The following is a 24052-nucleotide window of genomic DNA, read 5'->3' as shown; positions in this document are numbered from 1 at the left end:
GTCTTCCTCCTGAATTCAGACAATGGCGGCGGTGGTGCCGCCAAGAAACGCCCGTTGCACGGCGGGATCGGCGGACAGGGCCTCAGCCGTGCCTGCCCCGACAATCCGCCCTGCTTCAAGCAAATATCCGCGATCGGCAAGTGAGAGGCTTTCGCGCACATTCTGCTCCACAATCAGAATGGAAAGGCCGCTCTTCTTGATCTCCGCCAGAGCGGCAAAAAGTTCCTGCGTAACGATGGGCGCAAGGCCAAGGCTCGGCTCGTCCAGCAGCAGATAATCGGGTGCCGACATCAGCGCGCGGCCGATGGCGACCATCTGCTGTTCGCCGCCGGACATGGTGCCGGCCAGCTGCTGCCGACGCTCGGCAAGTCGGGGAAACAGCGAAAAAATGTGCTCTCGTGTCGCCTTTTCCGCTAAGCGGGCATGGCGGGGGTTGGCCCCGAGACGGAGATTGTCCTCCACCGTCAGCGCCGCGAAAATTCCGCGTCCCTCCGGCACCAGCGCCACGCCCCGCTCTACAATCTGATGAGCGGGGACAGCGGCAAGCGACGCGCCATTGACGCGCACTTCGCCGGAGACCGGAGCCACCATGCCGCCGACCGCTTTCAGCAGCGACGACTTGCCAGCGCCATTGGCGCCGAGCAGCACCACCGTTTCGCCCTTGGCAACATTGAGCGATATGCCGTCAACCGCGAGATGTTTGCCATAGCGAATTGTCAGTGCATCTATTTCAAGCATGTGCCGCTCCTAGATAGGCGGAAATGACCTGCGGATCGTCAAGCACCGTTGCCGTCGGCCCGTCAGCGATCTTGCGACCGGCGGCCATGACCACGGAGCGCGGGCAAAGCGCGCGCACGGCGGCCATGATATGTTCCACCAGCAGGATCGTCGTACCCTCGGACGCCAGCCGCCGGATCAGCGCTATTCCTTCCTGCAGCTCCGTGGGGTTGAGGCCCGCAAGCCATTCATCGAGAAGCAGAAGCTTCGGTTCGCCCGCCAGCGCACGCGCCAGTTCAAGGCGTTTCTGGTCGATATAGGTTAGATCGCCGGCCGGTATGGTTTCCCGCCCGGCAAGGCCTATTCTTTCGAGGCAGGCGCGCGCGACCTTCTCCGCCTCGGGGCGTGAAAGCCGCTGCGGGCCGAACATGGCCGATACGGCAACGTTTTCGAGCAGGGGAAGCGAAGGCAAAAGCCGCACAAGCTGGAAGGTGCGCGCCACGCCGGCGCGTGCAATCACATCCGGTCGCCTGCCCGCAATCTCCTGCCCTTTGAGCCGGATCGATCCTTCAGTGGGCTTCAGCGCCCCGGAGATAAGGTTCATCAGCGTCGTCTTGCCGGAACCGTTAGGCCCGAGCAGCCCGACGACCTCGCCGGCCTTAATGGTGAGGCCAAGGCCGTCCACCGCCTTCAGCCCGCCGAAGGTCTTGCGGATATCGGTGATTTCGAGAACGGCGCTCATGCGGCTTTCTCCTTTTTGCGCAATTTCTCCAGCGCCGCCAGCACGCCATCCGGCAGCACGAAGACGATGAGGATGAAGAGAGCGCCGAGGATGATGGAAAAATGGTTGGGGAAATTCGCGCCCAGCCACTCGAACAGCAGGAACAGCGGCACCGCACCGAGAATGGGTCCCCAGCGGCGCGTGGCTCCGCCAAGCAGGGCCATGATGACGGTGAGGAACGATACCTGCGGATTAAACACGATGGCCGGCTCGATATAGACCCAGCGCGGGGCCTGAATGGCGCCGACAAGCGTGATGATCGTGGCGGAAAGTACGAAGAGCGTCAGCTTGGTGCGGGCGAGATTAATGCCCGCATGGGCGGCCACGACCTCGTCGTCACCGATTGCCTTCAATGCCAGTCCGAGCTTGCTGCGGTCGATGAGGATTGCCAGCAGGAGAGTGATGACAGCCAGCGCCAGCAATTGCCACAGCACATGCTGCGGCTCCAGCGGCAGGAAAATGTAACGCCCGAGCGTGCCGGTCACATTTACCTCATACCAGGTGATGAGCTGGCGGATAAGCTCGGCAAGGCCAAAGGAAAAGATCACGAAATAAATGCCGGCGACGCGCAGCGTGGAAAGCCCGACAACAAGCGCCAGCGCCGCGCCGACAAGGGCCGCGCACAGAAGCACCAGCGGCCAGGGCAAAACCTCGCTCAGCACCGCAACCGTATAGGCCCCGACACCGAAGAAGGCGACGGTGGCGAGCGAAATGTAACGCGTCGGGCCGGAGAACATCGCCCAGGCGGAGGCAAGCGTCACATAACCGAGAAGGCCGATGATGACGCCGACGCCATAGGCATCGAAGAAGAAAGGGGAAAGCGCCAGCAGCGCGGCTGCGGCAAGGCCGATGAGAAGCGGGATCATTTGCCCCTCCTTGCGAAGATGCCTTCCGGACGCCAGAGCAGCACCACGAGAAAGAGCAGATAGGTGGCGGCAAGCGTGAGGCCGGGATCGACATAAACGAGCACGAAGGTTTCCACGAGACCGAGCAGCAGGCCGGCCACCAGCGCGCCAAGCAGATTGCCGACACCGCCCATGATGACGACGACAAGCGCCTTCATGGTGAAGACCACGCCATAGGAGGCGGAAAAGGTCTGGTACATCGAAATCATCACCCCGCCTGCCACGGCGAGTGCGCCGCCAAGCGCAAAGCCGATCGAGGCCACACGGTTCACATCAATGCCAACCAGCGGCGCGGATTTGGGCGCAAGCGCCACCGCCCGCAGGTTCAGACCCCAGCGGCTGTGGGTGAGCGCCAGATAAAGCCCTCCGCCGATCGCAACCGACAGGCCGAAGGACAGCAGCCGGTTCAGCGCCACGGTCGTGCCGAAAATGTCGACGCCATCGGAGAGATAGGAATAGGAATGGTAGTTGCCGCCGAACGCCACGAGCATGATGCCCTGGATAACGAAGAGCAGCCCGAAGGTCGCCAGAATGGAATCGACTTCCAGACGGCCGGAGCCGCCCGAACGGCGCACCAGCGGCCGCATCATGACCCGGTAGATGACGAAAGACAGGGCGTAACCGAGCGGCACGATGATGAAGAGCGACCAGAGCGGCGACAGGCCATAGCTGGAAAACAGCACGAAGGTGATGAAGGCAGCCGCAATCAGCACCTCGCCATAGGCAAGGTTCATGATGCGGGCAATGCCATATTGCAGCGAAAGTCCAAGCGCGATCAGCGCATAGGTCCCTCCCAGCATCAAGCCGAAGATGAGGGTGGATAAAAACAAGGGAATGTCTCCAGTATGGAAGATGGCCAAAGCCTTCCGGCCGGGATTCACGACCCCGGCCGGCAAAGGCTCACCATTGCGGCTTCGGAATGACCGGCTTGGCCGCGCCTGCGCGGTCTGCGGGCGCAATCGCCACGAAACGGTCGCCCTGCCATTGCCCCGCCCACCAGAGCTGGCGAAGCTGGTTGTCTTCAAGCTTGACCGGGCCGATGACGGTGTCGAAGCTTCCCGTCGAAAGTTCATTTGCCACCGCCGCCTTGTCGAGGCCAACGCGTTGAACGGACTGGGCCAGCATTTCAAGGCTCGCATAGGTGATGGCGCTTGCCCAGCTGTCCGGCTTGGTGCCGATGAAGGCTTCGTGGCGTTTGAAATAATCCTCGATCTTGTCGCTGCTGCCATCGACGCCGCCGATGCTGATCACGCCCTCCTGCTTGCCATCGGAGACCTTCGGGAAGATCGGGAAAGCACCGCCGACGCCGACATAAAGAACCTTCGGGTTGAACTTCGCGGTCTGCGCCTGTTTCGTCACCGCAAAACTATCGGGCGGATAGGAAAAGGCGATGAAGCTGTCCGCACCGCTCGCCGCCGCCTCGTTCACCAACGCGGCGAAATCGGAAGTGCCAACCGGATAGGTCTTGTCATAGGCAAGCGTGAAACCCGCTTCCTTCAGCGCCGGCCGCGCGGCTTTGATGAGATCGATGCCAAAACCGTCAGCCACGGAAATCACCGCGACCTTGTCGTTGATCTGGCCCGCATCGCGCGCAGCTTTCAAAACATCGGCGAGCGCATTGGCATAGTCATGACCACCGCCCAGCATCCAGAAGCTCTTTTTCCAGCGCGCCGCGAAATCGGGCGCCTTGTCGGTAACGCCGGTCACGGCCAGCTGCGGATAACCGAAACGGTCGTAAAGCGGCGCAACGGCCAGATTGAAGCCCGTGCCCCAGGGCGGCAGGATGAAATCGACCTTGTCCTGGCTGGCCAGACGCTCGGTGAACCGCACGGCATCCTCGGCCGAGGACCGGTCGTCATATTCCACCACTTCCATCGGCAGGCGCTTGCCATCGGGCAGGGTCAGGCCACCGACATCGTTGACCTCTTTCACCCATAATTTGTAGTTCGGAATGGTGGTGATGCCAGCACCCGTGGCATTTGCACCGCTTTTCGAAACGGCATAACCGATCTTCACCGAGGTACGGTCCTGCGCAATGGCGTCACCGAAAGATACCGCCGACAAGGCAGCACCGGAGAGCAGGCAGAACAACGTTCTGCGCTTCAGATTATTCATGATGTTCCTCCCAAAGCGCCTTATCGGGGTTGCCGTTCTCCTCAAGGCTTTCCCCTGCGCTGATCAAAGTTTAGCAATGACAGCCACATATAAAATGCACTAGTGTAGCGCATTATTGTACTCTTGGAGGCCGAATGGCGCTGCATAGCCAGATTGCCGGCAATCGCGTGGAGATCACGGCGCGCACCCTCGCCTCGACGCTGCGCATCTCCGAATTCCGGCTGGAATCGGACAGCGCCCATCTGCTTCTCCTGTCCGCCGGGGAAGCGGAAATTCTCCAAGGTGAAAAGACGCTGCCCGTTGTGGCACCGGGGCTCGTCTGGCTGCCCATCGGCCCCGCCGGCCGCCTGCGGCTGACTGCCGGAAGCCGTGGATCGCTGCTGAGGACGAGCGAAATCGGGCTTGCCCATGCGATGCCCACCGGCACGAGCGCAAGCGCCGTGCGCAATATATTGCAGCGTGTTCTGACGCAGGCGCCGGCGGAGAAAGACCGGCAGGAACTTGCGGGTTATCTCGAGACCATCGCCCGCGAAAATGTCCGCGCGACAACCGGTTCGGACACGATCATCGCCAGCCTGCTCTCCGTCACCCTCATTCGCATCTGCCAGCACGCCATAGCCGATATTGCCGCAGCCGTCTCAACGCCCGGCAGCCTCACCGAGCGCTTTGTGCTGCTCGTCAGCCAGCACAAACGCGATCAATGGGGCGTGGAAGATTATGCAAGGCAACTCGGCGTCAACCGCGAACGGCTGGGATTTGCGGTGCGCAAGGCGACGGGGCTTTCGCCACAGGCCTATATTCATCGGGAGCTGCTGTCCGAAGCGCGTGACCTTCTTCTGAACTCATCGCTGCAAGTCGCTGAAATCGCGTTCCGATTAGGATTTCAGGACCCCGGCTACTTCAATCGCTTCTTCACCCGCAACGAGGGCACGTCTCCCGGCCGGTTCAGGAGAACGGCAACGCGAATGCAGAACGTGCCGCCGCCATCTTATGCGGCTTGGCCTTGACCTGACGGACGGCTGAGAATTAGGCCGCTTCCAGTTCCTTGATATTGGCAAGTTCCGCTTCCAGCCTCACAGCCGCCGCCTTAATGTCAAAGGCATTCTGCAAGTTCAGCCAATATTCCGGTGTGGTCTTGAAAAACTTTGCAAGGCGCAAGGCGGTGTCGGCGGTGATACCAAGTTTCTCTCCCGCAATTCGTTCTATGCGGGTGCGCGGAATATTGAGGTGCCTTGCAAGAGCGTAAGCCGACATGCCCAGCGGCTCAAGATAGAGTTCCCGCAGGATTTCGCCCGGATGGATCGGAGGCGATTTACTGATTGTCATGCTCGCTGGCCCTCCTTGGCCGATTTTTCATGAGCCTCTCCACGAGAATGCCAGACTAGTGATAGTCGGTTATTTCCACGCTTTCCGGCCCTGCTTCCGTCCAGACGAAGCAGATGCGCCACTGCTTGTTAATCCGGATCGAATATTGGCCCTCACGATCGCCGGACAGCTTTTCCAAACGATTGCCGGGCGGTGAGCGAAGGTCTCCTACCGTGGTCGCCGCATCCAGGATCGTGAGCAGCTGCTGGGCGCGGCGTACCAGATCGGCGGGAAAGCCCTTCTTCACAGATCCGTCGTCAATCGATGCGGTCAGCTTGTTTTTGAAAGAACGGATCATTGCTGGCCTCGTGATGTTGGTATCATAAACAGATACGCACAGAAGTCAACAGAACCGTATCTTAAAGAGATACGACTTTTGCCGCCCCCGCCACCGTTCGATGCCGCCCGATCGGCAGCATCATCGGCTTGCCCGAGGTCGGATCTTCGATGACCCGGCTTTCGATGCCGAAGACGTGGCGGACATTCTCCTCCGTCAATACGTCCTCCGGCGTGCCGAAGACATGCAGCTTCCCGTCCCTCATGGCGACGAGATGATCGGCATAACGGGCTGCGAGATTGAGATCGTGCAGCACCATGACGATGGTGGTCTCCCGGGCGTGGTTGAGATCGGTCAGAAGATCCAGCACCTCGACCTGGTGGCTAATATCGAGGAAGGTGGTCGGTTCATCCAGCAGCAATATGTCTGTCTGCTGAGCGAGCGCCATGGCGATCCAGACGCGTTGCCGCTGGCCGCCGGAAAGCTCGTCCACCGGCCGCTCGGCCAGTTCCACCGTATCGGTTGCGACAAGGGCTGCGGCGACGGCCTCGTCGTCCTGTCGCGACCAGCGGGCGAACAGGCCGTGATGCGGGTGCCGGCCACGGCTGACCAGATCGGCAACCACGATGCCCTCCGGCGCTATCGGCGATTGCGGCAAAAGGCCCATGCGCCGTGCGAGATCGCGTGAGGGAAGACGATGGATCGATTTTCCATCGAGCAGAACCTGACCGGCGCGCGGCGCAATGAGCCGCGACATGCTGCGCAGCAGGGTGGACTTGCCGCAGGCATTGGCGCCGACGATGACGGTGATCTTCCCGCGCGGAATGGTAAGATCCAGCCCGTCGATGATGAGGTTTTCGCCGTAGCCTGCCGACAGGCCGTTCACGGAAAGGGAGTGGCCGGTCATAACGAGCCTCCGCTGCGGTTGACCCGCACGATAAGGTAAATCAGATAGGGCGCACCGAGCGCGCCGGTAACGACGCCGACCGGGTAACGGCCCGGCAACAGGAACTGGCCGCAATAATCGCCCACCAGCACCAGCGCCGCCCCAATCAGCGCCGCAGGAAGGAGCAGCGAGCCATTGCTGCCGACGATGCGCGCCGCAATCGGCCCGGAGAGGAAAGCGACAAACGCGATGGGACCCGTCACCGCCGTTGCAAAGGCGATCATGCCCACGGCGGCGATGATGACGATGATGCGCGTTCGCCCTACCCTTACACCAAGCGCTGCGGCAGCGTCGTCCCCCAGTCTCAACGCTTCCAGATCGCGCGCACGGCTGAGGAGCAAGCCGCCGAAAAGGATAAGCGCGATGAGGAGCGGCAGCAGTTGCGCGATTTTCGCGCCGTTGACGCTGCCGGTCAGCCAGCGCATCGCCTCCTGCAGCGTCCATGCCGGCGCGACGGAGAGGATATAGGCGATAAAGCTTTCCAGCATGGCTGATACGCCGATGCCGACGAGGATCAGCCGCGTTCCGGCCACACCGTTGCGGAAGGACAGGAGATAGACGAGAAGCGCGACGCCAAGACCGGCGGCGACGGCGAAGACCGAGACCAGCGGCCCGTTCATCTGCAGGACGACGATGGCAAAAACGGCTGCCGCACTCGCCCCGGAACTGATGCCGATAATATCGGGGCTGGCGAGCGGGTTGCGCAGCATGATCTGGAAGGCGACGCCGCCAAGCCCGAAGCTCAGGCCTGCCAGAATCGACAGCAGCGCGCGTGGCAGGCGCAACTGCCCGACGGTGAAGGTTACGCCGGCAATGTCCTCCCCCAGTAGAACGCGAATGACATCGCCGGGCGGCGTGAAGGATTGCCCAAGCATCAGCGTCGTTGCGAAAGCGGCAATCAGAAGCGTCGACAGGGCAGCGATGACAAGGCGACGCCGGCGCTGGCGGGCGTGCCGATTGAAGACGAGATTTTCAATGACGGGAGCGTATATGGTCACAATTCGCGCACCCTCTGGCGTCTAACAATCCCGATGAAGAAAGGCGCGCCGACAAGGGCGGTGACGATGCCGACATCGAGTTCCGACGGCCGCGCCACGATGCGCCCGACAATATCGGCGGCAAGCAGCAAACACGCCCCGCCAAGCGCCGAGAACGGCACCAGCCAGCGATTGTCCACCCCGACGAGCAGACGGCAGAGATGCGGCACCACCAGCCCGACAAAACCGATCGGCCCGCAAATGGCGGTGGCTGCGCCGCAGAGCAGAATGGCGCCGAAGGAGGCTACGGCTCGGGCGACGGCAACATTCTCGCCAAGCCCGGCGGCGAGTTCGTCTCCAAGCGCCAGAGAATTCAGCTTGCGCGCCGAAAGCAGGCTGATGATGAAGCCGGCGGCCAGAAAGGGCAGCACGGTCTCGATACGCTCGAAAGTCGCCCCGCCGACGCCGCCGATCTGCCAGGAGCGGATGCCGCCGGCAATATCGCTGCGTGGCAGAACGACGGCGATGACGAGTGAGGAAAAGGCGACGGAGGTGGCGGCGCCCGCAAGTGCGAGTTTCAGCGGGGTCGCCCCGCCTCGCCCTAGCGAGCCGACAACATAAACGAAAACCGCTGATACCCCCGCCCCGGCAATTGCGACCATGATGAAGGCCTGAGCCGAGGCGATGCCGAACCATACGATGCCGATGACGACGGCGAGCGACGCCCCCATGTTCACACCGAGAATGCCGGGATCGGCAAGGGGATTGCGGGTGACACCCTGCATGATGGCCCCGGCGAGCCCGAGTGCCGCCCCGGAAAGCAGGGCAAGCAGCGTGCGCGGCAAACGTACGGCAACCGCCGCCTCTGCAACCGTCTCGACGCGGCCGCTGAGCCCGCCAACAATATCCGCAAAAGAGACGTCACGCGTGCCGATGGCGACGGACAGCGCACAAAGCAGCGCGAGAAGCGCCAGCACCGCGCCGAGCCAAGCCGTTCGCACGCGGTTGGAGCGGCCGGCGAGCAGCACGGCCGCCGCTTTGCCGGGTCCAGACGTTGTCACTGCGATTTCCCGGAGGATTTATCCGCAGCCTTTGCCAGAAGATCGGCATAGTCCTTCAACACCCACGAAATCGACAGCGGCGTTGGATTGGAGGCGGTGCCGAGCGGGTCTCGGCCCAGCATGACGATGGCATCGTTGGCAACGGCCGGCATGCGGGCGAGAAGCGGGTCGGCCCGCATGGCGTTCAGCAGCGGCTCACTGCCATAGGTCACGACGATATCGACATCGTCGAAGGCATCCACACGTTCAGCGCTGACGCCGGCGGCGAATTGCCCCGGCTTCGTGGCTTCCACAACGCTTTTCGGCGAGGCAAGCCCAAGATCGGCGAAGAACTTCACCCTGGTGTCATTGGCCGTATAGAAATTGACAACGCTGAGATTGGTGGCATCGAGATGGGTGACGAACATGGCTGATTTGCCCTTCAACTGCGGGTGGCCGGCAACGACCTGCGCGATCTCACCCTCGATGCGTTTGATGAGCGCCTCACCTTCCGCAACCATGCCAAGGCCGGCGCTGTTCAGCCGGATCATTTCGCGCCAGTCCGTCGCCCAGGGAGAAACGGGATAGGCAACGACAGGGGCGATCTGGCTCAGCGTATCGTAGTCGGACTGGCTGAGGCCTGAATAGGCGGCAAGGATGACATCCGGCTGCGTCGCCGCCACCGCCTCGAAGTCGATGCCGTCACCCTCGTCGAACAGCACGGGCTTTGCCGCGTTGAGTTCGGTAAGCCGCTTCGCCACCCATGGCAGCAGGCCATCGCCGTCATCATCGCCGAAATTGGCCGCGGCAAAACCGACGGGCACGATGCCGAGCGCCAGCGGCACCTCATGGTTGGCCCAGGCGACAGTTGCGACCCGCTGCGGTTTCTTCGCAATCGTGGTCGTGCCGAAAGCATGTTTGATGACGACGGGATAGCTGGTCGCCTCCTCCGCCGAGGCCATATTCGGCGCGATCAGCGACAGGAAAAGCACAAATACCGGCAGGAGGCAGCGAAACGGGCGAAGCATTGGCGAGCTCTCAAAAGTTCAAAAGTGGATTTGAACTCTCAGCTTCAATTGCCTCCGTCAAGCCCAGGCAAGAAATGCCGTCGCAACAGCGGTGAAATTTCCGGGGTTTTGTACAAAACCGCAAAAAGTTACAATACCGGACAAACTTTCTCAAGTTATTGGGCGCTTTGAGAGTGGGCCGTGGAAGCGGCGATCGGGGCATCAACTTCTGGAACATACCAATGAATATCGAAACCGAAGGCAGACACCGCAAAACCGCGCGACGTCGTTATCAGGACGCGACGCTGCTTGCCTGCACGGCGCTTGTCGCCACCCTGCCCGGCGCCTTGCTGGCGCAGGAAGCTGCCAACACAAACGGCAGCACGGTTCTGGAACGGATCACCATCGAAAGCGGTGACAATGACCAGAAGTCCATCGTCGCCAACCGCACGACGAGTGGCAGCAAGATGGCGACCGATATTCTCGACACACCGGCCTCGGTCTCCGTCATCACCGCCAAGGAAATGCAGCAGCGCGGGGTGCAGAGCGTGGAAGAAGCGCTGCAATATACCGCCGGTGTGACCACGGATTTTTACGGCTCCGACGACCGGTTCGACTATTTCAAGATTCGCGGTTTCGACGCCTATACCTATCGCGATGGGTTGACGCTTGGCCGTCCCTTCGGCGCGCTGCGCGAAGAAACCTATGCCTATGAGCGGGTGGAAGTGCTGAAGGGCGGCAATTCCACCACCTTTGGCGTCTCAGATCCCGGCGGCTCGGTAAATTATTCCACCAAGGTGCCGAAACGCACCCGTTTCGGTGAAGCCTATGTCACCGGCGGTTCCTATGGCCGCGCCGAAACCGGCTTCGACTTTGGCGACAACATCACCAGCGACGACACGCTGTCCTATCGCCTGACCGGCAAGCTCAGAAATGCCGATGCGGAATATGACTATTCCCGTGACGACGAGAAATTCTTCATGGGCGGCCTGACATGGCGTCCCACGGACGTCACCAGCCTTACCGTAGTTTACGATCATCTCAACAAGGATGGCGTTCCGGGCGGCGGCGGCCATCCCGTCGGCTCGCATTTCGACCGGAGCCGTTTCTTCGGCGAACCGGACTACAATTATCGCGGCACCAACCGCAATTCGCTGAGCGTGATGTTCGACCACGATTTCGGCTCCGGCCTGACGCTGAGTTCCAACGCCCGCTACAGCAAGGCGAATACCGATTTCGGTTATGCCTATATCTCGTCCACACCGACCAACGGTTCGACAATCGCCAACCGGTCCTATTTCGGCAACGACACCGAGACCGAAAACTTCCTGATCGACACGCGCCTGCAATACGATACGCGGTTTGAAAATGTCGAAAGCCGCAGCCTCGTCGGCGTCTTCTATAATGACTACACATCCGGTAGCAAAAACTACTTCGGATCGGCCCCAAGCATCAACTGGATGAACCCGGTCTATACCGGGGCACCCTCCTCGGTACCGCTCTTCTCCGACTCGCTGAAAGACGATAAGACCAAGGCGATCTATCTGCAGCAGGACCTGACTTTCTTCGACAGGCTGATCGTCAGCGCCGGCCTGCGCAACGACTGGATCGACACCGACCAGACCAACCGGCTGAACGGCACGACGGCGAGCGGCGACATCAGCGAACTGACCAAGCGTATCGGCGTATCCTACAAGGTCACCAATGAGATCGCGCCTTATATCAGTTACGCCGAGTCGGTGGTGCCGGCATCTGGTCTGACGGTAGAGCCCGAACGCGGCGAACAGATCGAACTCGGCGTGAAATATCGTCCGGACGCTTTCCCGGCCCTGTTCACCGCGTCGATCTACGATCTGAAGAAGAACAACATCACCGTCACCAGCCCGATCACCAGCCTGCCGACGACCATCGGCGAGGTGCGTGTGCGCGGTCTCGATCTCGAAGCCAAGGCGGAAGTCACGGACAATCTCAGCCTGACGGCCGCCTATTCCTATCTCGACGCGGAAATCACTGAAAACGGCACCGGCGGCAATGTTGGCAACCGGCCGCAATTCGTGCCCGAGCATCAGGCCTCGCTGTGGGTCAACTACACGCTTGCGGGCAATGACCATTTCGGCGACATGACCTTCGGTCTCGGCGGCCGCTATACCGGCGCTTATTATTTCGACAATGCCAACAAGGTCGAAACCGGAAGCAGCGTGACCGTGGATGCAGCGTTCAGCTACAAGATTCAGGAAACCGCCTCGCTGGACGTCAATGTTTCCAACATCTTCAACGAAAAACACGTCTCTTACGGCGGGTTCGGCGCTGACTTTTACAATCCCGGCCGGGCGTTTTCCGTAACCTTGCGAAAGACATGGTGAAAATCGATATTAGCAATATTTTTCAATATATTGATTTGTTTTCCTAACACACCACGTCATCCTCGGGCTTGTCCCGAGGATCTAACCACGTCCCATCTAGTCTGAAGTTGGCAGATCTTCGGGACGAGCCCGAGGATGACGTGGAGAGAGGCTGGAGGAATGCGCCAAACCGCTGAACATGGGCGGCGCAGGGCCGACCCGCTATCAAAGCAGCCGGTGCAGCCGTCGCCAGGCGGCCGGCGTGTTGCCCACGGACTGGCGGAAAGCCTTGGTCAGATGGGCCTGATCGGAAAAGCCAAGCTGAGCGGCGATATCGGCCACCGTCAGATCGCCTTCCAGCAGAAGTTTCTGTGCGGCATTGATGCGCCGCTCCAATTGCCATTGCAGCGGCGTCCTGCCGGTGGTCTGGCGAAATACGGTGGCGAACCAGCTTTCCGAAAGACCGACAATATCGGCCATCTCCGCAACCGTCATACGGTCGTCGCCACGCTTTTCGACCTGGGCAAGAAGCTTGTTCAACTGCGCCTGCGTCAGCCTGCCATTGGCCTGCTCCGGCGAAGGGCCGGGAATATCCAGCAGGCCGGCAACGATGCTGCCGACGAGGCTTTCCGCATAGACCGCATGTTTCGAGGGTTCAGCCAGCTCATCGACCAGCAGGCCGGCAAGGGTTTCCACCGAACCGATGTCCTGTATCTCGACCGGACGGCGCAGCGCCGTCATCGCCGCCGAACTGCCGACTGAGGGCGACAGGAAACGCAACAGGCGATCCTTGTGAATATGCAGATTGAGATGCGAGAACCGATGCGTGGCGCTGCTGCTCGTCCACATCGGAACGCCGGCCGGCACATAAACCGCCCGTGTCATCGGCCGCGAATGGTTGGTGAACTCGCCATTGCGGTTGGACATGCTGATGCGCGAGGAGACATCGTTGAAAAAGATCATAATGCGCGGATCGGCGGCCAGATAATAACCCTTGGCTCCCATCTGGCTTTCCGCTTCCCAGAAAGCACTGACCAGCCCGTCGAACTGGCGCCATTTCACCGGCGCAGTGACGCTAATCCCTTCCGTGTGCCAGGTCATGGAATGCCAGAAACTCAATGCGGGTACCGTCCGGTTGTCGGGTCTGGGGTGAGCGTATGGAAAGACGGGCGCACCGCGCCAGTCATCGCGCTCTGCCCCAATAACATGACTTATCAATTCATGTTAATAGCAAAGATCGTTATAAAGAGAAACATTCGCTGACGCGACGGCTCTGGAACCTCTGAGCGAAACGTCCGTTGAACTCCTGACAGGAACGCAACACGGGAGATTCATCAATGGACAGCAAAAAGGAACCGGGCAACTTTGCGGACAAGAAACGCGAAGAGAAGGGCCGTGGCGTCATCGTGGCCGGGCCGGATGCGCACGAAAACGAAAAGAGCGGCAAAGCTCCCTCGGCAAAGGCGGAAAAATCTTCATCCGGCAAACCGATTGCGGCTTCTGACCGGCGGTAGCATGCCGGATCAAGCGGTCGCTGATGCGTCCTCGCCAACCCAGACAGAAAAACACCTCCCCGATCGCTCAGGGAGGTGCATCATCATTAAACAGTCGGCCTTTGCTTACAGAAGGTCGAAACGGTCGGCGTTCATCACCTTGGTCCAGGCGGCGACGAAATCACGCACGAATTTCTCCCTGCTGTCGTCCTGTGCATAAACTTCCGCATAGGCGCGCAGGATGGAGTTCGAACCGATGACGAGGTCTACGCGGGTCGCCGTGTACTTGGCGGCTCCAGTCTTGCGGTCACGAATCTCATAGAGATTGTTGCCGGTCGGAACCCAGGAATAGGCCATGTCCGTCAGCGTCGTGAAGAAGTCCGTCGTCAGCGCGCCGGGCTTGTCGGTAAACACGCCATGCGCCGTACCGGCATAATTGGCGCCGATGACGCGCAGACCGCCGATGAGGACGGTGAGTTCCGGCGCGGTCAGGCCGAGAAGCTGCGCGCGGTCCAGAAGCAGTTCTTCGGGGCTGACGACATAGTCCTTCTTGACCCAGTTGCGGAAACCATCCGCCAGCGGCTCCAGCGGCGCAAAGCTGTCGGCATCCGTCTGCTCGGCGGAAGCATCGCCACGGCCGGCCGCGAAAGGCACGGCAATGTCGAAGCCGGCCGCTTTCGCCGCCTGCTCCACACCGTAATTGCCGGCCAGAACGATCACATCCGCAATGCTCGCGCCGGTTTCACGGGCAATCGGTTCCAGAACCGAGAGCACGCGGGAAAGACGGGCGGGCTCATTGCCTTCCCAGTCCTTCTGCGGTGCAAGGCGGATGCGCGCGCCATTGGCGCCGCCGCGCTTGTCCGAACCGCGGAAGGTGCGGGCGCTGTCCCAGGCTGTCGAGACCAGATCGGCAACGGAAAGGCCAGAAGCCGCGATCTTCGCCTTGACGGCGGCGACATCGTAGCTGGTGGAGCCTGCGGGGATGGGATCCTGCCAGATCAGGTCTTCCGCCGGAACGTCCGGGCCGAAATAACGGGACTTCGGCCCCATGTCGCGGTGGGTCAACTTGAACCATGCACGGGCGAAGACCTCGGAGAAATGGTCCTGATCGTCCTTGAACTTCAGCGAAATCTCGCGGTAGATCGGGTCGACCTTCAGGGCCATGTCGGCATCAGTCATCATCGGAATGGTGCGGATCGAGGCATCCTCGACGTCGACAGGCTTGTCTTCCTCGGCAATGGTGATCGGCGCCCATTGCGATGCACCGGCGGGGCTGTGCGTCAAAGTCCACTCATGCTTGAACAGCATATCGAAGAAACCGTTGTCCCACTTGGTCGGCTCGCTCGTCCACGCGCCCTCGATGCCGGATACCACGGTGTCGCGACCGATGCCGCGGCCCTTGGTGTTGATCCAGCCGAGACCCTGAAATTCCGGGCCTGCTGCTTCCGGATCGGGGCTGAGGTTGGCGGCGCTGCCATTGCCATGCGATTTGCCGATGGTATGGCCGCCGGCGGTGAGAGCGACGGTTTCCTCGTCATCCATGCCCATGCGGGCGAAGGTTTCGCGCATCTGCGCCGCCGTCGCCAGCGGATCGGACTTGCCGTTCACGCCTTCCGGGTTGACGTAGATGAGGCCCATCTGCACGGCAGCGAGCGGGTTTTCCAGCGTCGCGGGCTTGGTCACGTCGCCGTAACGGCCGTCGCTCGGCGCCAGCCATTCCTTTTCATCACCCCAATAGGTGTCCTTTTCCGGAGCCCAAATATCTTCGCGGCCGAAAGCGAAGCCGAAGGTCTTCAGACCGGCGACGTCATAGGCAATGGTGCCGGCGAGCGCGATCAGGTCTGCCCAGGAAATCTTGTTGCCGTATTTCTTTTTTATCGGCCACAGGAGGCGGCGGCCCTTGTCGGTGTTGACGTTGTCCGGCCAGGAATTGAGCGGCGCAAAACGCTGGTTGCCGGTATTGGCGCCGCCGCGGCCGTCAGTCACACGGTAGGAACCCGCGGCATGCCAGGTAACGCGCGCCATCATGCCCACATAGCTGCCCCAGTCCGCCGGCCACCAGTCCTGGCTGTCGGTCATAAGTGCACGCAGATCGGCCTTCAACGCTTCGACATCGAGCGTATTCAGGGCTTCGCGATAGTTGAAGGAGGTGCCGAGCGGATTGGTCTTGGTGTCGTGCTGGTGCAGGATGTCGAGGTTCAGCGCATTCGGCCACCATTCGGTCACCGATTTACCCGAGGCCGTGTTGCCTCCATGCATGACAGGACACTTGCCAGCCGGTTTTGAAGTTGCGTCCATTTCGCCCTCCGATGGGTTTAACAATTAAACGAAATAATCAATTCGACACGTGCAGCGCTGAGAGCCAGAGCCAGCGGCAGGTCATGGGAAAACCGTGCAGCGACGCTGGTGATCTCTCACAGCTACAGCTTCTTTCTGTCATGAAGATGACTAACAGCCGGGTTCCATAATTTCCAATTGTATATTCTAAAGGCTGCGATATGCTGAGCTTATGATTGCGCTCTCCATGAAACATCTCCGTTATTTCGACGCTCTGGCCAAGATCGGCCATTTCGGTCGGGCGGCGGAGGCGTGCGCGATTTCCCAACCTGCACTATCTTTGCAGATCCGGGAACTGGAGGAATTGATCGGTGCGCCGCTCGTCGAACGCGGCAGCCGCCAGATCAGGCTGACCGCGCTTGGCGAGGAATTTGCGGAACGCACCCGGGCCATCCTGCGTTCGGTGGACGAGTTGCAGGATCTGGCGCGTGCGGGGCACGGCCCTCTCAGCGGTCGCCTGCGCATCGGTGTCATTCCCACCGTCGCGCCCTATCTTTTGCCGCAGGTGATCAAGACGCTGACCCGGCATTATCCCGGACTGGAAGCACGCCCGCGCGAGGCGGTGACACAGAAGCTCATCGAAGACCTTCTCGAAGCCCGGCTCGACATGGCGATCGTCGCCCTGCCCGTCTCGGAACCGGCGCTGGAGGAGGTTCCGCTGTTTTCGGAGGAATTCATTCTGGTGCGGCCGATGGAGGATGCGGGCATGCCGGTGCCGAGCGCCGACAAGCTGGGCGAAATGCGCCTGCTGCTGCTGGAAGAAGGCCATTGCTTCCGCAACCAGGCGCTTTCCTTCTGCAGCACGACCAATGCGCCGCCGCGCGTGCTGATGGAAGGCTCCTCGCTCTCCACCCTCGTGCAGATGGTCGGCGCCGGCATCGGCGTCACACTCATTCCGCAGATGGCCGTCGATATGGAGACACGGCAATCCACCGTCTCGGTGTTCCGGCTGGCGGAACCGCGCCCGTCGCGCACCATCGGCATGGTGTGGCGCAAGAGCAATCCGCTCTCGGCGCAGTTCAGCCATATCGCCGAAATCGTCCGCGAATGCGGCCTTCAGAAACTCGGCCAGTCTTGAAGACGACAGACACATCAATATCAGGAAAGCGAATGTGAGCAGGCCGAATTACCGCGATATCGCCCGCCTCGCAGGCGTTGGAACCGCCACGGTCGAGCGGGTGCTAAACGGGCGCGGCGGCGTTCGTGCCGAACTCGTGGAAAAGGTCGTTCTTGCCGCACGCACACTGGATTATCCGCGCACCCTGCCGGAGACCCACCGAGGCCTCTTGCGCATAGAAGTGCTGATGGTACGCCCGGACACCACCTTTTACCGGCGGCTTTCCAAGGCCTTCGAAAGAATTGCGGCAACGCTCGACCCTCTCGTCGTTGTCCACCGCAGCTTCGCCGAAGAGATGAAGCCGGACGAGCTGGCGAGCCGCATCACCGCCGCCGCAGAGGCGCGCGCGGGCCTTATCCTCGCCAGTCCGAGCAGCCCGGCGGTTAGCGCCGCCGTCGAGGCGGCGGTGGCGCGCGGCGTGCCGGTCGTGCATGTCGTCACGCGCGCTTCGGCGGAAAAGGGCGAATTCATCGGCATCGACAATGGCGCGGCGGGACGGACGGCGGCGCATTTCATCACCCGCATGGCACGCCAGCCCGGCCCGGTCATCGCGCTCTGCCATCCGATCTATCAGGTCCACCGCGACCGTATCGGTGGCTTTTCCGATTACTTCCGAGATCGTCCCGGTGAACATCGCTTCGAATGGCTGGGCTTTACCCGCGACGACGAATATTACGGCGCCGAGGCCCTGCGCATGGCGCTCGATCTCTATCCCGACATGGCCGGACTCTATAATGCCGGCGGCGCGAATGCCGCCCTGATCGACGTTCTTCGCCGGCATCCGCGCGGCAGCGAGATATTCTTCGTCGGCCATGAATTGACCGATTATACCCGCAAGGCGCTGAATGACGGCATCATGGATATCGTGCTCGATCAGGCCCCCGAGGCGCAGGCCCGCCGGGCGCTGGATCTCGTCCTTCGCCGGATCGGTCTCACCGATATCGAACCCGATAACGCGCCCATTCGCTCCGTCACCATCACCGCCGAAAGCCTTTGATCTGATTTGATCAAGGAAGGCTTCGGCGTTCGCCGCCCACCCTGCTAATTTCTCTTCAAGGAGGAAAGCCGCAGAGCGCGAGAAGTGCCGGCGGCCATGGCGTGCAGACGCCCTTCTTCATCGTGAAAACTTGCGCGGGCGCATCGAGAGCGATCGTCCGAAGGAGAGCGCTATGGACGATCTGAAATATGGAACGCGTAACAAGCGCGGCGACTGGGCGCCCCACCAGCCGGTGGAAACAGCACCGCTCTTTGCCTTTCCGCCGCGCCTCGTGGCGCTTTTAAAGTGGCTGCCGCATTATTTTTTTCCGTGGAATGCGATCTTCGCGCTTTCTGCAGTCGGCTACTGGGCCTTTGTCATTCCGCCCGTCGAAACCATGGCCACGCTTGGCTTCGGCTGGATCGCCTGGCTTTATGCGGTCAATGCGGTCTGCGTCTTTCTCTTCTACGGCGGTTTCGAACTCCATCTCTATATTCTGAAGCGGCAGGAAAACCGCTTCAAATATAACGGCAAATTTCCCGCCGAACAGAAGAGCAAGGCCTTCTGGTTCGAGAGCCAGAACCTCGACAACATCCTGCGCACCTTCCTTTCCGGCGTGACGATCTGGACCGCCATCGAAGTGGCGATGTTGTGGGCCTATGCCAATGGTTATGCGCCATGGCTCAGCTTTGCCGAAAATCCATGGACGCTCGCAGCCGTGGCGCTCGTTGTGCCGATCATCCACGAATTTCACTTCTTCTGCATTCACCGGCTCATCCACACGCCGCTGCTTTATAAATGGGTGCATTCCGTCCACCACAATTCGGTGAACCCGTCGCCCTGGTCGTCGCTATCCATGCATCCGGTCGAGCATCTGCTTTATTTCGGCACCGCCTTTTATCACCTGGTCCTGCCGTCCAACCCGGTCCTCATGCTTTACCAGCTGCATTATGCGGGTTTCGGCGCGATCCCCGGCCATGTCGGCTTCGACAAGGTCGAGATCGGCGAGGACAAGCTGGTCGATAGCCATGCCTATGCGCATTACCTCCACCACAAATATTTCGAGGTGAATTACGGCGACGCCCTCATCCCGCTCGATAGGTGGTTCGGCACCTGGCACGACGGCTCGGCGGAGGGAGAAGCCCGCATGCAGGAACGCTATCGCAAACGCAAAGAAAAACTCGCGGCCCGCAAGGCGCGCAACACCATCGGGGAGGCAGCCGAATGAACTGGGTTTCAGCCTGCAAACTGGAAGACATCGAACAGGAAGGCGCGATCCGCTTCGACCACGCCGGACGCACCTATGCGATCTACCGCGGTCCGGATGACAGCGTTTATTGCACAGCCGGCCTCTGCACCCATGAGGCCATCCATCTCGCCGAAGGGCTGGTGATGGATTTCGAGGTGGAATGTCCCAAGCATTCCGGCGCCTTCGATTATCGCACCGGCGAGGCGCTGCGGCTGCCCGCCTGCGAAAACCTGAAGACCTATCCGGCGCAGGTGGTGGACGGCGAAGTACGCATCACCATCGGCTAGGCCGGGCTTTCGAGCAGGCCCGAAAGGGCCTCCGGAATGCACCCGGGCGGCCCGGCGCCCCAAGGGAGGACAAACATGAAATCCATCTGTACCATGGCCGCTGTGGCGGTCCTTTTCGCCGGCACGGCATCGGCCGAGACCATCGGCGTTTCAATGCAGAGCTTCGACAATAATTTCCAGACCCTGCTGCGCGAAGGGCTTGGCGCCCGGGCATCGGAGATCGACGGCGTCAAGATCCAGGTCGAGGACGCGCAGGCCGATATTTCCAAGCAGCTCAACCAGGTCAATAATTTCATCGCCGCAAACGTCGACGCGATCATCGTGACGCTGGCAGACACCTCGGCCGCTCCCGGCATCAGCGATGCCGCAGCCAAGGCTGGCATTCCGCTGGTCTACCTCAATCTCGAACCGGACAATGTCGCCAAACTGCCGGAAAAGCAGGCCTATGTCGGCTCACGGGAAACCGATGCGGGGCGGCTGGCCGGCGAAGCGGCCTGTTCGCTGCTCAAGGAGAAGGGAAAGGCCGCCGACGCGCAGGCCTATATATTGATGGGCGATCTTGCCCATCAGGCCTCACGCGACCGCACCTCGTCCTTCAAGCAGGCGCTCACATCCGGCGACTGCAAGGCCGTCACCATCGCCGACGAGCAATCGGCCGCCTGGACACGGACAACCGCCATGGACATGACGACCAACTGGATCACCGCCGGCCGGCCCATCGACGTCGTCTTCGCCAATAATGACGAGATGGCGATCGGCGCGGTTCAGGCGCTGAAGGCGGCCAGCGTTTCGATGGACGATGTGATCGTCATCGGCATCGACGCCACGCCGGACGGTCTCGCCTCCATGGCCGCTGACGATCTCGACGCCACGGTGTTCCAGAACGCCAAGGGGCAATCGACAAGCGCGCTCGATGCCGCCGTCGCCCTGATACGCGGCACGCCGGTCGACAAACAGGTCATGGTTCCGTTCGAACTGGTGACGCGGAAGAACATGACCGACTACGCCAGCCGAAACTGATCCTCCCCCAGCCGGTGCACCCTGAAAAGCGCGCCGGTCCCTTCTTACGGAGATACCATGGACGCAATTGTCATCATCGGCGCCGGCGAGGCGGGCACACGTGCCGCCTTTGCGCTGCGCGAAGCGGGCTTTGCAGGCAACGTCACGCTGGTCGGCACGGAGCCGCACCCACCCTATGAACGGCCCCCGCTCTCCAAACCGCTCGAAGGTGCGGTGCGGATGAAACCCATCTGCGGCGACGGAGCACTGGAGGCTGCCCGCATCTCCTATCGTCAGGGCGTATCGGCGACCCGGATCGATGTGAAAGACCGTCTTGTGACACTTGATGACGGGTGGACGCTCGGCTATGACAGGCTGCTGCTTGCAACCGGGGCACAGCCGCGAAAATTAACATGCCCCGGCGCGGGGCTGGCGCTGGATTTCCGCACCCACGCGGATGCGCAGGCGATTTTCTCCCGCACAAATAGCGGCGCCCGGATTGCGATCATCGGCGGCGGGCTGATCGGAATGGAACTTGCGGCGGTTCTGCGCGGCAAGGGGCTTGCGGTCAACATTATCGAGGCCGCAACACGGCCGCTCGGCCGTGCGGTTCCCCCGCGTTTTGCCGAAAGGATACACAAGCGCCATCTCGAAGAGGGCGTGAATTTCCATCTGGGAAAGGGCGTTTCGGAAATCACGCCGGAAGCAGTTTTGCTTACCGAAGGCGCGCGCGTACCGGCCGATATAGTCGTCTCCGCCATCGGCGTCCTGCCCAATGTCGCATTGGCGCAAACGGCTGGGCTTGCGATCGGAAACGGCATTCTGACCGATGCTTTCCTGCGCACCAGCGATCCCCATATCTTCGCGGCGGGCGATTGCGCGGCCGTCTCGCAAGCCGCCGGCGGACATATCCGGTTTGAAAGCTGGCGCAATGCCCGCAGCCAGGCGGAGGTCGCAGCGCATAACATTCTTGGCGCAAACGAGGCCTTCGCCGCCCTGCCCTGGTTCTGGTCGGATCAATATGATCTCGGCCTTCAGGTCGCGGGCCTGCCGCAGCCGGAGCATCAGAGCGTCACCCGACCGCTGGGCGATGGCGAACTGGAATTCTACCTTCAGGACGGCCGCCTTGTCGCCGCCGCCGGGCTGGGCGTCGGCAACAGCGTCGCCAGAGACATCAAACTGGCCGAGATGCTGATCGTCGCCGGCATCAATCCCGATCCGTCGGCTCTTGCCGACCCCGGCGTCAATCTCAAATCATTGCTGAAAAGCGCACGGGCGGCCTGATGCAGAAGCTGCTCGTCTTTCAATCGCTGTGGGCCATGGAAAGGCTCTCCGGCGACAGCCATGAACCAGGTCTTGAGGAAAACATAGCCCGGATCGCCGCAGCCGGTTTCGATGGCGTCAGCGCGCATTATACCGACCGTGCAGATGTGTTGCGTCTCAACAGCGCGATCCGTGGCACGGGCCTTCGGATTGAAGGTGTCTGCTTTCCGCGCAGTATCGAGGATCTGCGCCACACGTTGGCGCTGGCGCAGGAGTTTCCCGTCAGCCATATCGATCTGCAGGCGGATATCCGTCCGCGCCGGGTGGAAGATTGCCTGCCGCTTCTCGACGGCTGGATGCGGCTTGCCGAAGAGGCGGGCGTTCCCGTCTTCATCGAAACCCATCGCAACCGGATGACCAGCGATCTCCTGTTCACGCTCGACCTTCTGGAACGGCGGCCCGAACTGCCGCTGCTGGCCGATCTGTCCCACTATCTCGTTGCCCGCGAATTCGCCTTTCCAGTCGAAGATGAAAGCCAGCGGCAGATCCGCCGCATCCTTCGCAATGCGCAGGCCTTTCACGGACGGATCGGCTCCTGCGAGCAAATCCAGATCGAGATTTCCTTCGCCCATCACCGCCCATGGGTCGATCTGTTTCTGAACTGGTGGGACTATGGATTCCGCCACTGGCGATCGCTTGCGCCAGATAATGGTGAGCTGGTCTTCACCTGTGAACTCGGCCCCAGCCCCTATGCCATCACCGGCCGGGACGGCAGCGATTCCACCGACAGATGGGTGGAATCGCTGCAACTCAAGACGATGGCGCAGACACTATGGGCGCAAACCGCTCATTCTGCGAGCGGGATCGCGACCGTCTCCGATATCAACCGCTGATCTTATCGCGACGCGGCCTTTGCGGATCTGTCGGTCCATTCGGGTGGCGCACCGAACTTGTCGGCCACCATGCCCTGCAGGCCGCGCGACCGGCCATAGGCATCGCATTCGACATATTTCGGTTTTCCACCCAGGGCGGACCGGATTCGATGGCCGGAGGGGATAGAGAGGTTCAGCCCGTCCGAGACCTTGCCTGTCACCAGAATGCGCGAGAAGTAGTTGGAGAAATCGGCGGCAAGCTCGTAGGCATCCCCGATTTCCGAGACGCGGGCGTTGCCCGTGATGGAATTCGCTCCCTTGGACCAGACGGCCGCAGCGCGCTGGACGCCGGTGCTGTCCACCGCCTCCGCCTCGACGGCGAGGCCGCCAAGCCCGAATGGAAGACGCGGCACGCTGACCGGCAGGACGAAGCCGCTGCCGAGCGTCACGGCCGTCGATACCCCGGCCATGGTCTTATCGGTCGGCACCAGATCGGTGATGACCGTGCGCACCGTCATGTCCGCCGGCTGGCCCAGCGCGGCAATCCGGTATTTATCGCTGAGCGCCACGCAGATGGCGCGATCCAGCGCATTCGAAACAAGGACACGGTCCTTTTCCAATGTGACCCGTGACGAGGCCGCAAAGGAGAAGGTGGTCGGCACGATGGCGACGGTCTTGACGCCGGCCAGTCCGTTGGCGTCCACGAAGGTGCGCGATTTGGTGAACTTGCCCTTGACCGGGCTGAGTTGCGCATAAGAGGTCAGCGTACCGCCTTCCTTGAGCGGCACGGACGTGCAGCCGGACATGATGATGGCAAAGGGCAAGGTGGCGAAGGCGACGCCGCGACTGCGGGAGGCCCTGTCGCCGGAAGCCCGGGCAAACAGACTGCACTGTTGTTTCACTGCACGTACTCCAGTTGGCATGGTTGATCCTGTGCCCCACACGGTACGACAGCGAAAATTGCGGCAACATTACAATTGCCCGCCC

At 61.3% G+C, this 24052-nt stretch carries 24 protein-coding genes; 10 read left to right on the top strand and 14 right to left on the bottom strand.

Annotated features, from left to right (window positions below; all coding sequences use genetic code 11):
* Window positions 1-15 precede the first annotated feature (15 nt).
* From ACQZ60_RS16570 to ACQZ60_RS16550, 5 genes are all read right to left on the bottom strand, one after another.
* Window positions 16-738: an ABC transporter ATP-binding protein gene (locus ACQZ60_RS16570; protein WP_080858034.1), complete on the bottom strand. Its 723-nt coding sequence runs from the start codon at window positions 736-738 to the stop codon at window positions 16-18.
* The gene (locus ACQZ60_RS16565; protein WP_448735655.1) at window positions 731-1459 is read right to left on the bottom strand and encodes an ABC transporter ATP-binding protein; all 729 of its coding nucleotides are present in this window, start codon (window positions 1457-1459) and stop codon (window positions 731-733) included. The genes ACQZ60_RS16570 and ACQZ60_RS16565 overlap by 8 nt, the downstream gene beginning before the upstream one ends.
* Window positions 1456-2364 carry a branched-chain amino acid ABC transporter permease gene (locus ACQZ60_RS16560; protein WP_448735654.1) on the bottom strand — a complete coding sequence of 303 codons (909 nt, stop codon included), beginning with the start codon at window positions 2362-2364 and terminating at the stop codon, window positions 1456-1458. Before ACQZ60_RS16560 ends, ACQZ60_RS16565 begins: the two co-directional genes overlap by 4 nt.
* On the bottom strand, window positions 2361-3233 hold the full coding sequence (locus ACQZ60_RS16555) for a branched-chain amino acid ABC transporter permease (RefSeq protein WP_020811624.1): 873 nt from the start codon (window positions 3231-3233) through the stop codon (window positions 2361-2363). Before ACQZ60_RS16555 ends, ACQZ60_RS16560 begins: the two co-directional genes overlap by 4 nt.
* Window positions 3234-3303: 70 nt before the next feature.
* A complete protein-coding gene (locus ACQZ60_RS16550) occupies window positions 3304-4518 on the bottom strand; it encodes an amino acid ABC transporter substrate-binding protein (RefSeq protein WP_448735653.1) in 1215 nt (404 codons plus the stop codon).
* Between the two features lie 134 nt (window positions 4519-4652).
* Here ACQZ60_RS16550 and ACQZ60_RS16545 point away from each other — a divergent pair, with 134 nt between their 5' ends.
* A complete protein-coding gene (locus ACQZ60_RS16545; RefSeq protein WP_448735652.1) occupies window positions 4653-5525 on the top strand; it encodes a helix-turn-helix transcriptional regulator in 873 nt (290 codons plus the stop codon).
* Window positions 5526-5544: 19 nt separating this feature from the next.
* Here ACQZ60_RS16545 and ACQZ60_RS16540 read toward each other — a convergent pair whose 3' ends face one another.
* The 6 genes from ACQZ60_RS16540 to ACQZ60_RS16515 form a co-directional block, all read right to left on the bottom strand.
* Entirely contained in the window at window positions 5545-5844 is a 300-nt protein-coding gene (locus tag ACQZ60_RS16540) for a HigA family addiction module antitoxin (RefSeq protein WP_209788714.1), read from the bottom strand.
* 55 nt (window positions 5845-5899) lie between these two features.
* Complete coding sequence (locus ACQZ60_RS16535) at window positions 5900-6181, bottom strand: type II toxin-antitoxin system RelE/ParE family toxin (protein ID WP_035264269.1); 282 nt, start codon at window positions 6179-6181, stop codon at window positions 5900-5902.
* A 61-nt stretch (window positions 6182-6242) separates the two neighbouring features.
* Window positions 6243-7067: an ABC transporter ATP-binding protein gene (locus ACQZ60_RS16530; protein ID WP_448735651.1), complete on the bottom strand. Its 825-nt coding sequence runs from the start codon at window positions 7065-7067 to the stop codon at window positions 6243-6245.
* Window positions 7064-8104: a FecCD family ABC transporter permease gene (locus tag ACQZ60_RS16525; protein WP_448735650.1), complete on the bottom strand. Its 1041-nt coding sequence runs from the start codon at window positions 8102-8104 to the stop codon at window positions 7064-7066. Before ACQZ60_RS16525 ends, ACQZ60_RS16530 begins: the two co-directional genes overlap by 4 nt.
* Window positions 8101-9144, bottom strand: coding sequence for a FecCD family ABC transporter permease (locus ACQZ60_RS16520; RefSeq protein ID WP_448735649.1), 1044 nt, complete (start codon window positions 9142-9144; stop codon window positions 8101-8103). The genes ACQZ60_RS16525 and ACQZ60_RS16520 overlap by 4 nt, the downstream gene beginning before the upstream one ends.
* Window positions 9141-10151, bottom strand: a complete 1011-nt coding sequence (locus ACQZ60_RS16515; protein WP_375021669.1) for an iron-siderophore ABC transporter substrate-binding protein — start codon at window positions 10149-10151, stop codon at window positions 9141-9143. The genes ACQZ60_RS16520 and ACQZ60_RS16515 overlap by 4 nt, the downstream gene beginning before the upstream one ends.
* 221 nt (window positions 10152-10372) lie before the next feature.
* On the opposite strand from ACQZ60_RS16515, the gene ACQZ60_RS16510 reads away from it, so the two are divergent.
* Window positions 10373-12493, top strand: coding sequence for a TonB-dependent siderophore receptor (locus ACQZ60_RS16510; RefSeq protein WP_448735648.1), 2121 nt, complete (start codon window positions 10373-10375; stop codon window positions 12491-12493).
* 204 nt (window positions 12494-12697) lie between these two features.
* Here ACQZ60_RS16510 and ACQZ60_RS16505 read toward each other — a convergent pair whose 3' ends face one another.
* Window positions 12698-13591 carry a helix-turn-helix domain-containing protein gene (locus tag ACQZ60_RS16505; RefSeq protein WP_448735647.1) on the bottom strand — a complete coding sequence of 298 codons (894 nt, stop codon included), beginning with the start codon at window positions 13589-13591 and terminating at the stop codon, window positions 12698-12700.
* A gap of 218 nt (window positions 13592-13809) precedes the next feature.
* Between ACQZ60_RS16505 and ACQZ60_RS16500 the strand changes: the two genes are divergently transcribed.
* Window positions 13810-13986, top strand: a complete 177-nt coding sequence (locus ACQZ60_RS16500) for a hypothetical protein (RefSeq protein WP_174000681.1) — start codon at window positions 13810-13812, stop codon at window positions 13984-13986.
* Between the two features lie 105 nt (window positions 13987-14091).
* On the opposite strand, the gene katG is transcribed toward ACQZ60_RS16500, so the two are convergent.
* A complete protein-coding gene (gene katG / locus ACQZ60_RS16495; RefSeq protein ID WP_174040587.1) occupies window positions 14092-16263 on the bottom strand; it encodes a catalase/peroxidase HPI in 2172 nt (723 codons plus the stop codon).
* A 211-nt stretch (window positions 16264-16474) separates the two neighbouring features.
* Here katG and ACQZ60_RS16490 point away from each other — a divergent pair, with 211 nt between their 5' ends.
* From ACQZ60_RS16490 to ACQZ60_RS16460, 7 genes are all read left to right on the top strand, one after another.
* Complete coding sequence (locus tag ACQZ60_RS16490; RefSeq protein WP_174040585.1) at window positions 16475-17380, top strand: hydrogen peroxide-inducible genes activator; 906 nt, start codon at window positions 16475-16477, stop codon at window positions 17378-17380.
* A gap of 34 nt (window positions 17381-17414) precedes the next feature.
* Complete coding sequence (locus ACQZ60_RS16485) at window positions 17415-18416, top strand: LacI family DNA-binding transcriptional regulator (RefSeq protein WP_448735646.1); 1002 nt, start codon at window positions 17415-17417, stop codon at window positions 18414-18416.
* A 172-nt stretch (window positions 18417-18588) separates the two neighbouring features.
* The gene (locus ACQZ60_RS16480) at window positions 18589-19623 is read left to right on the top strand and encodes a sterol desaturase family protein (RefSeq protein ID WP_174000675.1); all 1035 of its coding nucleotides are present in this window, start codon (window positions 18589-18591) and stop codon (window positions 19621-19623) included.
* The gene (locus ACQZ60_RS16475; protein ID WP_020809312.1) at window positions 19620-19931 is read left to right on the top strand and encodes a MocE family 2Fe-2S type ferredoxin; all 312 of its coding nucleotides are present in this window, start codon (window positions 19620-19622) and stop codon (window positions 19929-19931) included. The genes ACQZ60_RS16480 and ACQZ60_RS16475 overlap by 4 nt, the downstream gene beginning before the upstream one ends.
* Before the next feature lie 75 nt (window positions 19932-20006).
* A complete protein-coding gene (locus tag ACQZ60_RS16470; protein WP_174040582.1) occupies window positions 20007-20951 on the top strand; it encodes a substrate-binding domain-containing protein in 945 nt (314 codons plus the stop codon).
* Window positions 20952-21008: 57 nt separating this feature from the next.
* A complete protein-coding gene (locus ACQZ60_RS16465; protein ID WP_448735645.1) occupies window positions 21009-22214 on the top strand; it encodes an NAD(P)/FAD-dependent oxidoreductase in 1206 nt (401 codons plus the stop codon).
* Window positions 22214-23086 (top strand): sugar phosphate isomerase/epimerase family protein, encoded by an 873-nt coding sequence (locus tag ACQZ60_RS16460; protein ID WP_448735644.1) that lies wholly within the window; start codon window positions 22214-22216, stop codon window positions 23084-23086. The genes ACQZ60_RS16465 and ACQZ60_RS16460 overlap by 1 nt, the downstream gene beginning before the upstream one ends.
* Window positions 23087-23088: 2 nt before the next feature.
* Here ACQZ60_RS16460 and ACQZ60_RS16455 read toward each other — a convergent pair whose 3' ends face one another.
* Entirely contained in the window at window positions 23089-23967 is an 879-nt protein-coding gene (locus ACQZ60_RS16455) for a DUF3313 domain-containing protein (RefSeq protein WP_448735643.1), read from the bottom strand.
* Between the last annotated feature and the right edge of the window lie 85 nt (window positions 23968-24052).

Source organism: Agrobacterium sp. 22-223-1, from assembly GCF_053522385.1.
This window is presented reverse-complemented; position numbering and strand designations above follow the sequence as displayed.

Bases quoted from the DNA above. Each gene is read 5' to 3' on its own strand.
- ACQZ60_RS16570 (WP_080858034.1), bottom strand. From the start codon at position 738: ATGCTTGAAATAGATGCACTGACAATTCGCTATGGCAAACATCTCGCG.
- ACQZ60_RS16565 (WP_448735655.1), bottom strand. From the start codon at position 1,459: ATGAGCGCCGTTCTCGAAATCACCGATATCCGCAAGACCTTCGGCGGG.
- ACQZ60_RS16560 (WP_448735654.1), bottom strand. From the start codon at position 2,364: ATGATCCCGCTTCTCATCGGCCTTGCCGCAGCCGCGCTGCTGGCGCTT.
- ACQZ60_RS16550 (WP_448735653.1), bottom strand. From the start codon at position 4,518: ATGAATAATCTGAAGCGCAGAACGTTGTTCTGCCTGCTCTCCGGTGCT.
- ACQZ60_RS16545 (WP_448735652.1), top strand. From the start codon at position 4,653: ATGGCGCTGCATAGCCAGATTGCCGGCAATCGCGTGGAGATCACGGCG.
- ACQZ60_RS16540 (WP_209788714.1), bottom strand. From the start codon at position 5,844: ATGACAATCAGTAAATCGCCTCCGATCCATCCGGGCGAAATCCTGCGG.
- ACQZ60_RS16535 (WP_035264269.1), bottom strand. From the start codon at position 6,181: ATGATCCGTTCTTTCAAAAACAAGCTGACCGCATCGATTGACGACGGA.
- ACQZ60_RS16530 (WP_448735651.1), bottom strand. From the start codon at position 7,067: ATGACCGGCCACTCCCTTTCCGTGAACGGCCTGTCGGCAGGCTACGGC.
- ACQZ60_RS16515 (WP_375021669.1), bottom strand. From the start codon at position 10,151: ATGCTTCGCCCGTTTCGCTGCCTCCTGCCGGTATTTGTGCTTTTCCTG.
- ACQZ60_RS16510 (WP_448735648.1), top strand. From the start codon at position 10,373: ATGAATATCGAAACCGAAGGCAGACACCGCAAAACCGCGCGACGTCGT.
- ACQZ60_RS16500 (WP_174000681.1), top strand. From the start codon at position 13,810: ATGGACAGCAAAAAGGAACCGGGCAACTTTGCGGACAAGAAACGCGAA.
- katG (WP_174040587.1), bottom strand. From the start codon at position 16,263: ATGGACGCAACTTCAAAACCGGCTGGCAAGTGTCCTGTCATGCATGGA.
- ACQZ60_RS16490 (WP_174040585.1), top strand. From the start codon at position 16,475: ATGATTGCGCTCTCCATGAAACATCTCCGTTATTTCGACGCTCTGGCC.
- ACQZ60_RS16480 (WP_174000675.1), top strand. From the start codon at position 18,589: ATGGACGATCTGAAATATGGAACGCGTAACAAGCGCGGCGACTGGGCG.
- ACQZ60_RS16475 (WP_020809312.1), top strand. From the start codon at position 19,620: ATGAACTGGGTTTCAGCCTGCAAACTGGAAGACATCGAACAGGAAGGC.
- ACQZ60_RS16470 (WP_174040582.1), top strand. From the start codon at position 20,007: ATGAAATCCATCTGTACCATGGCCGCTGTGGCGGTCCTTTTCGCCGGC.
- ACQZ60_RS16465 (WP_448735645.1), top strand. From the start codon at position 21,009: ATGGACGCAATTGTCATCATCGGCGCCGGCGAGGCGGGCACACGTGCC.
- ACQZ60_RS16460 (WP_448735644.1), top strand. From the start codon at position 22,214: ATGCAGAAGCTGCTCGTCTTTCAATCGCTGTGGGCCATGGAAAGGCTC.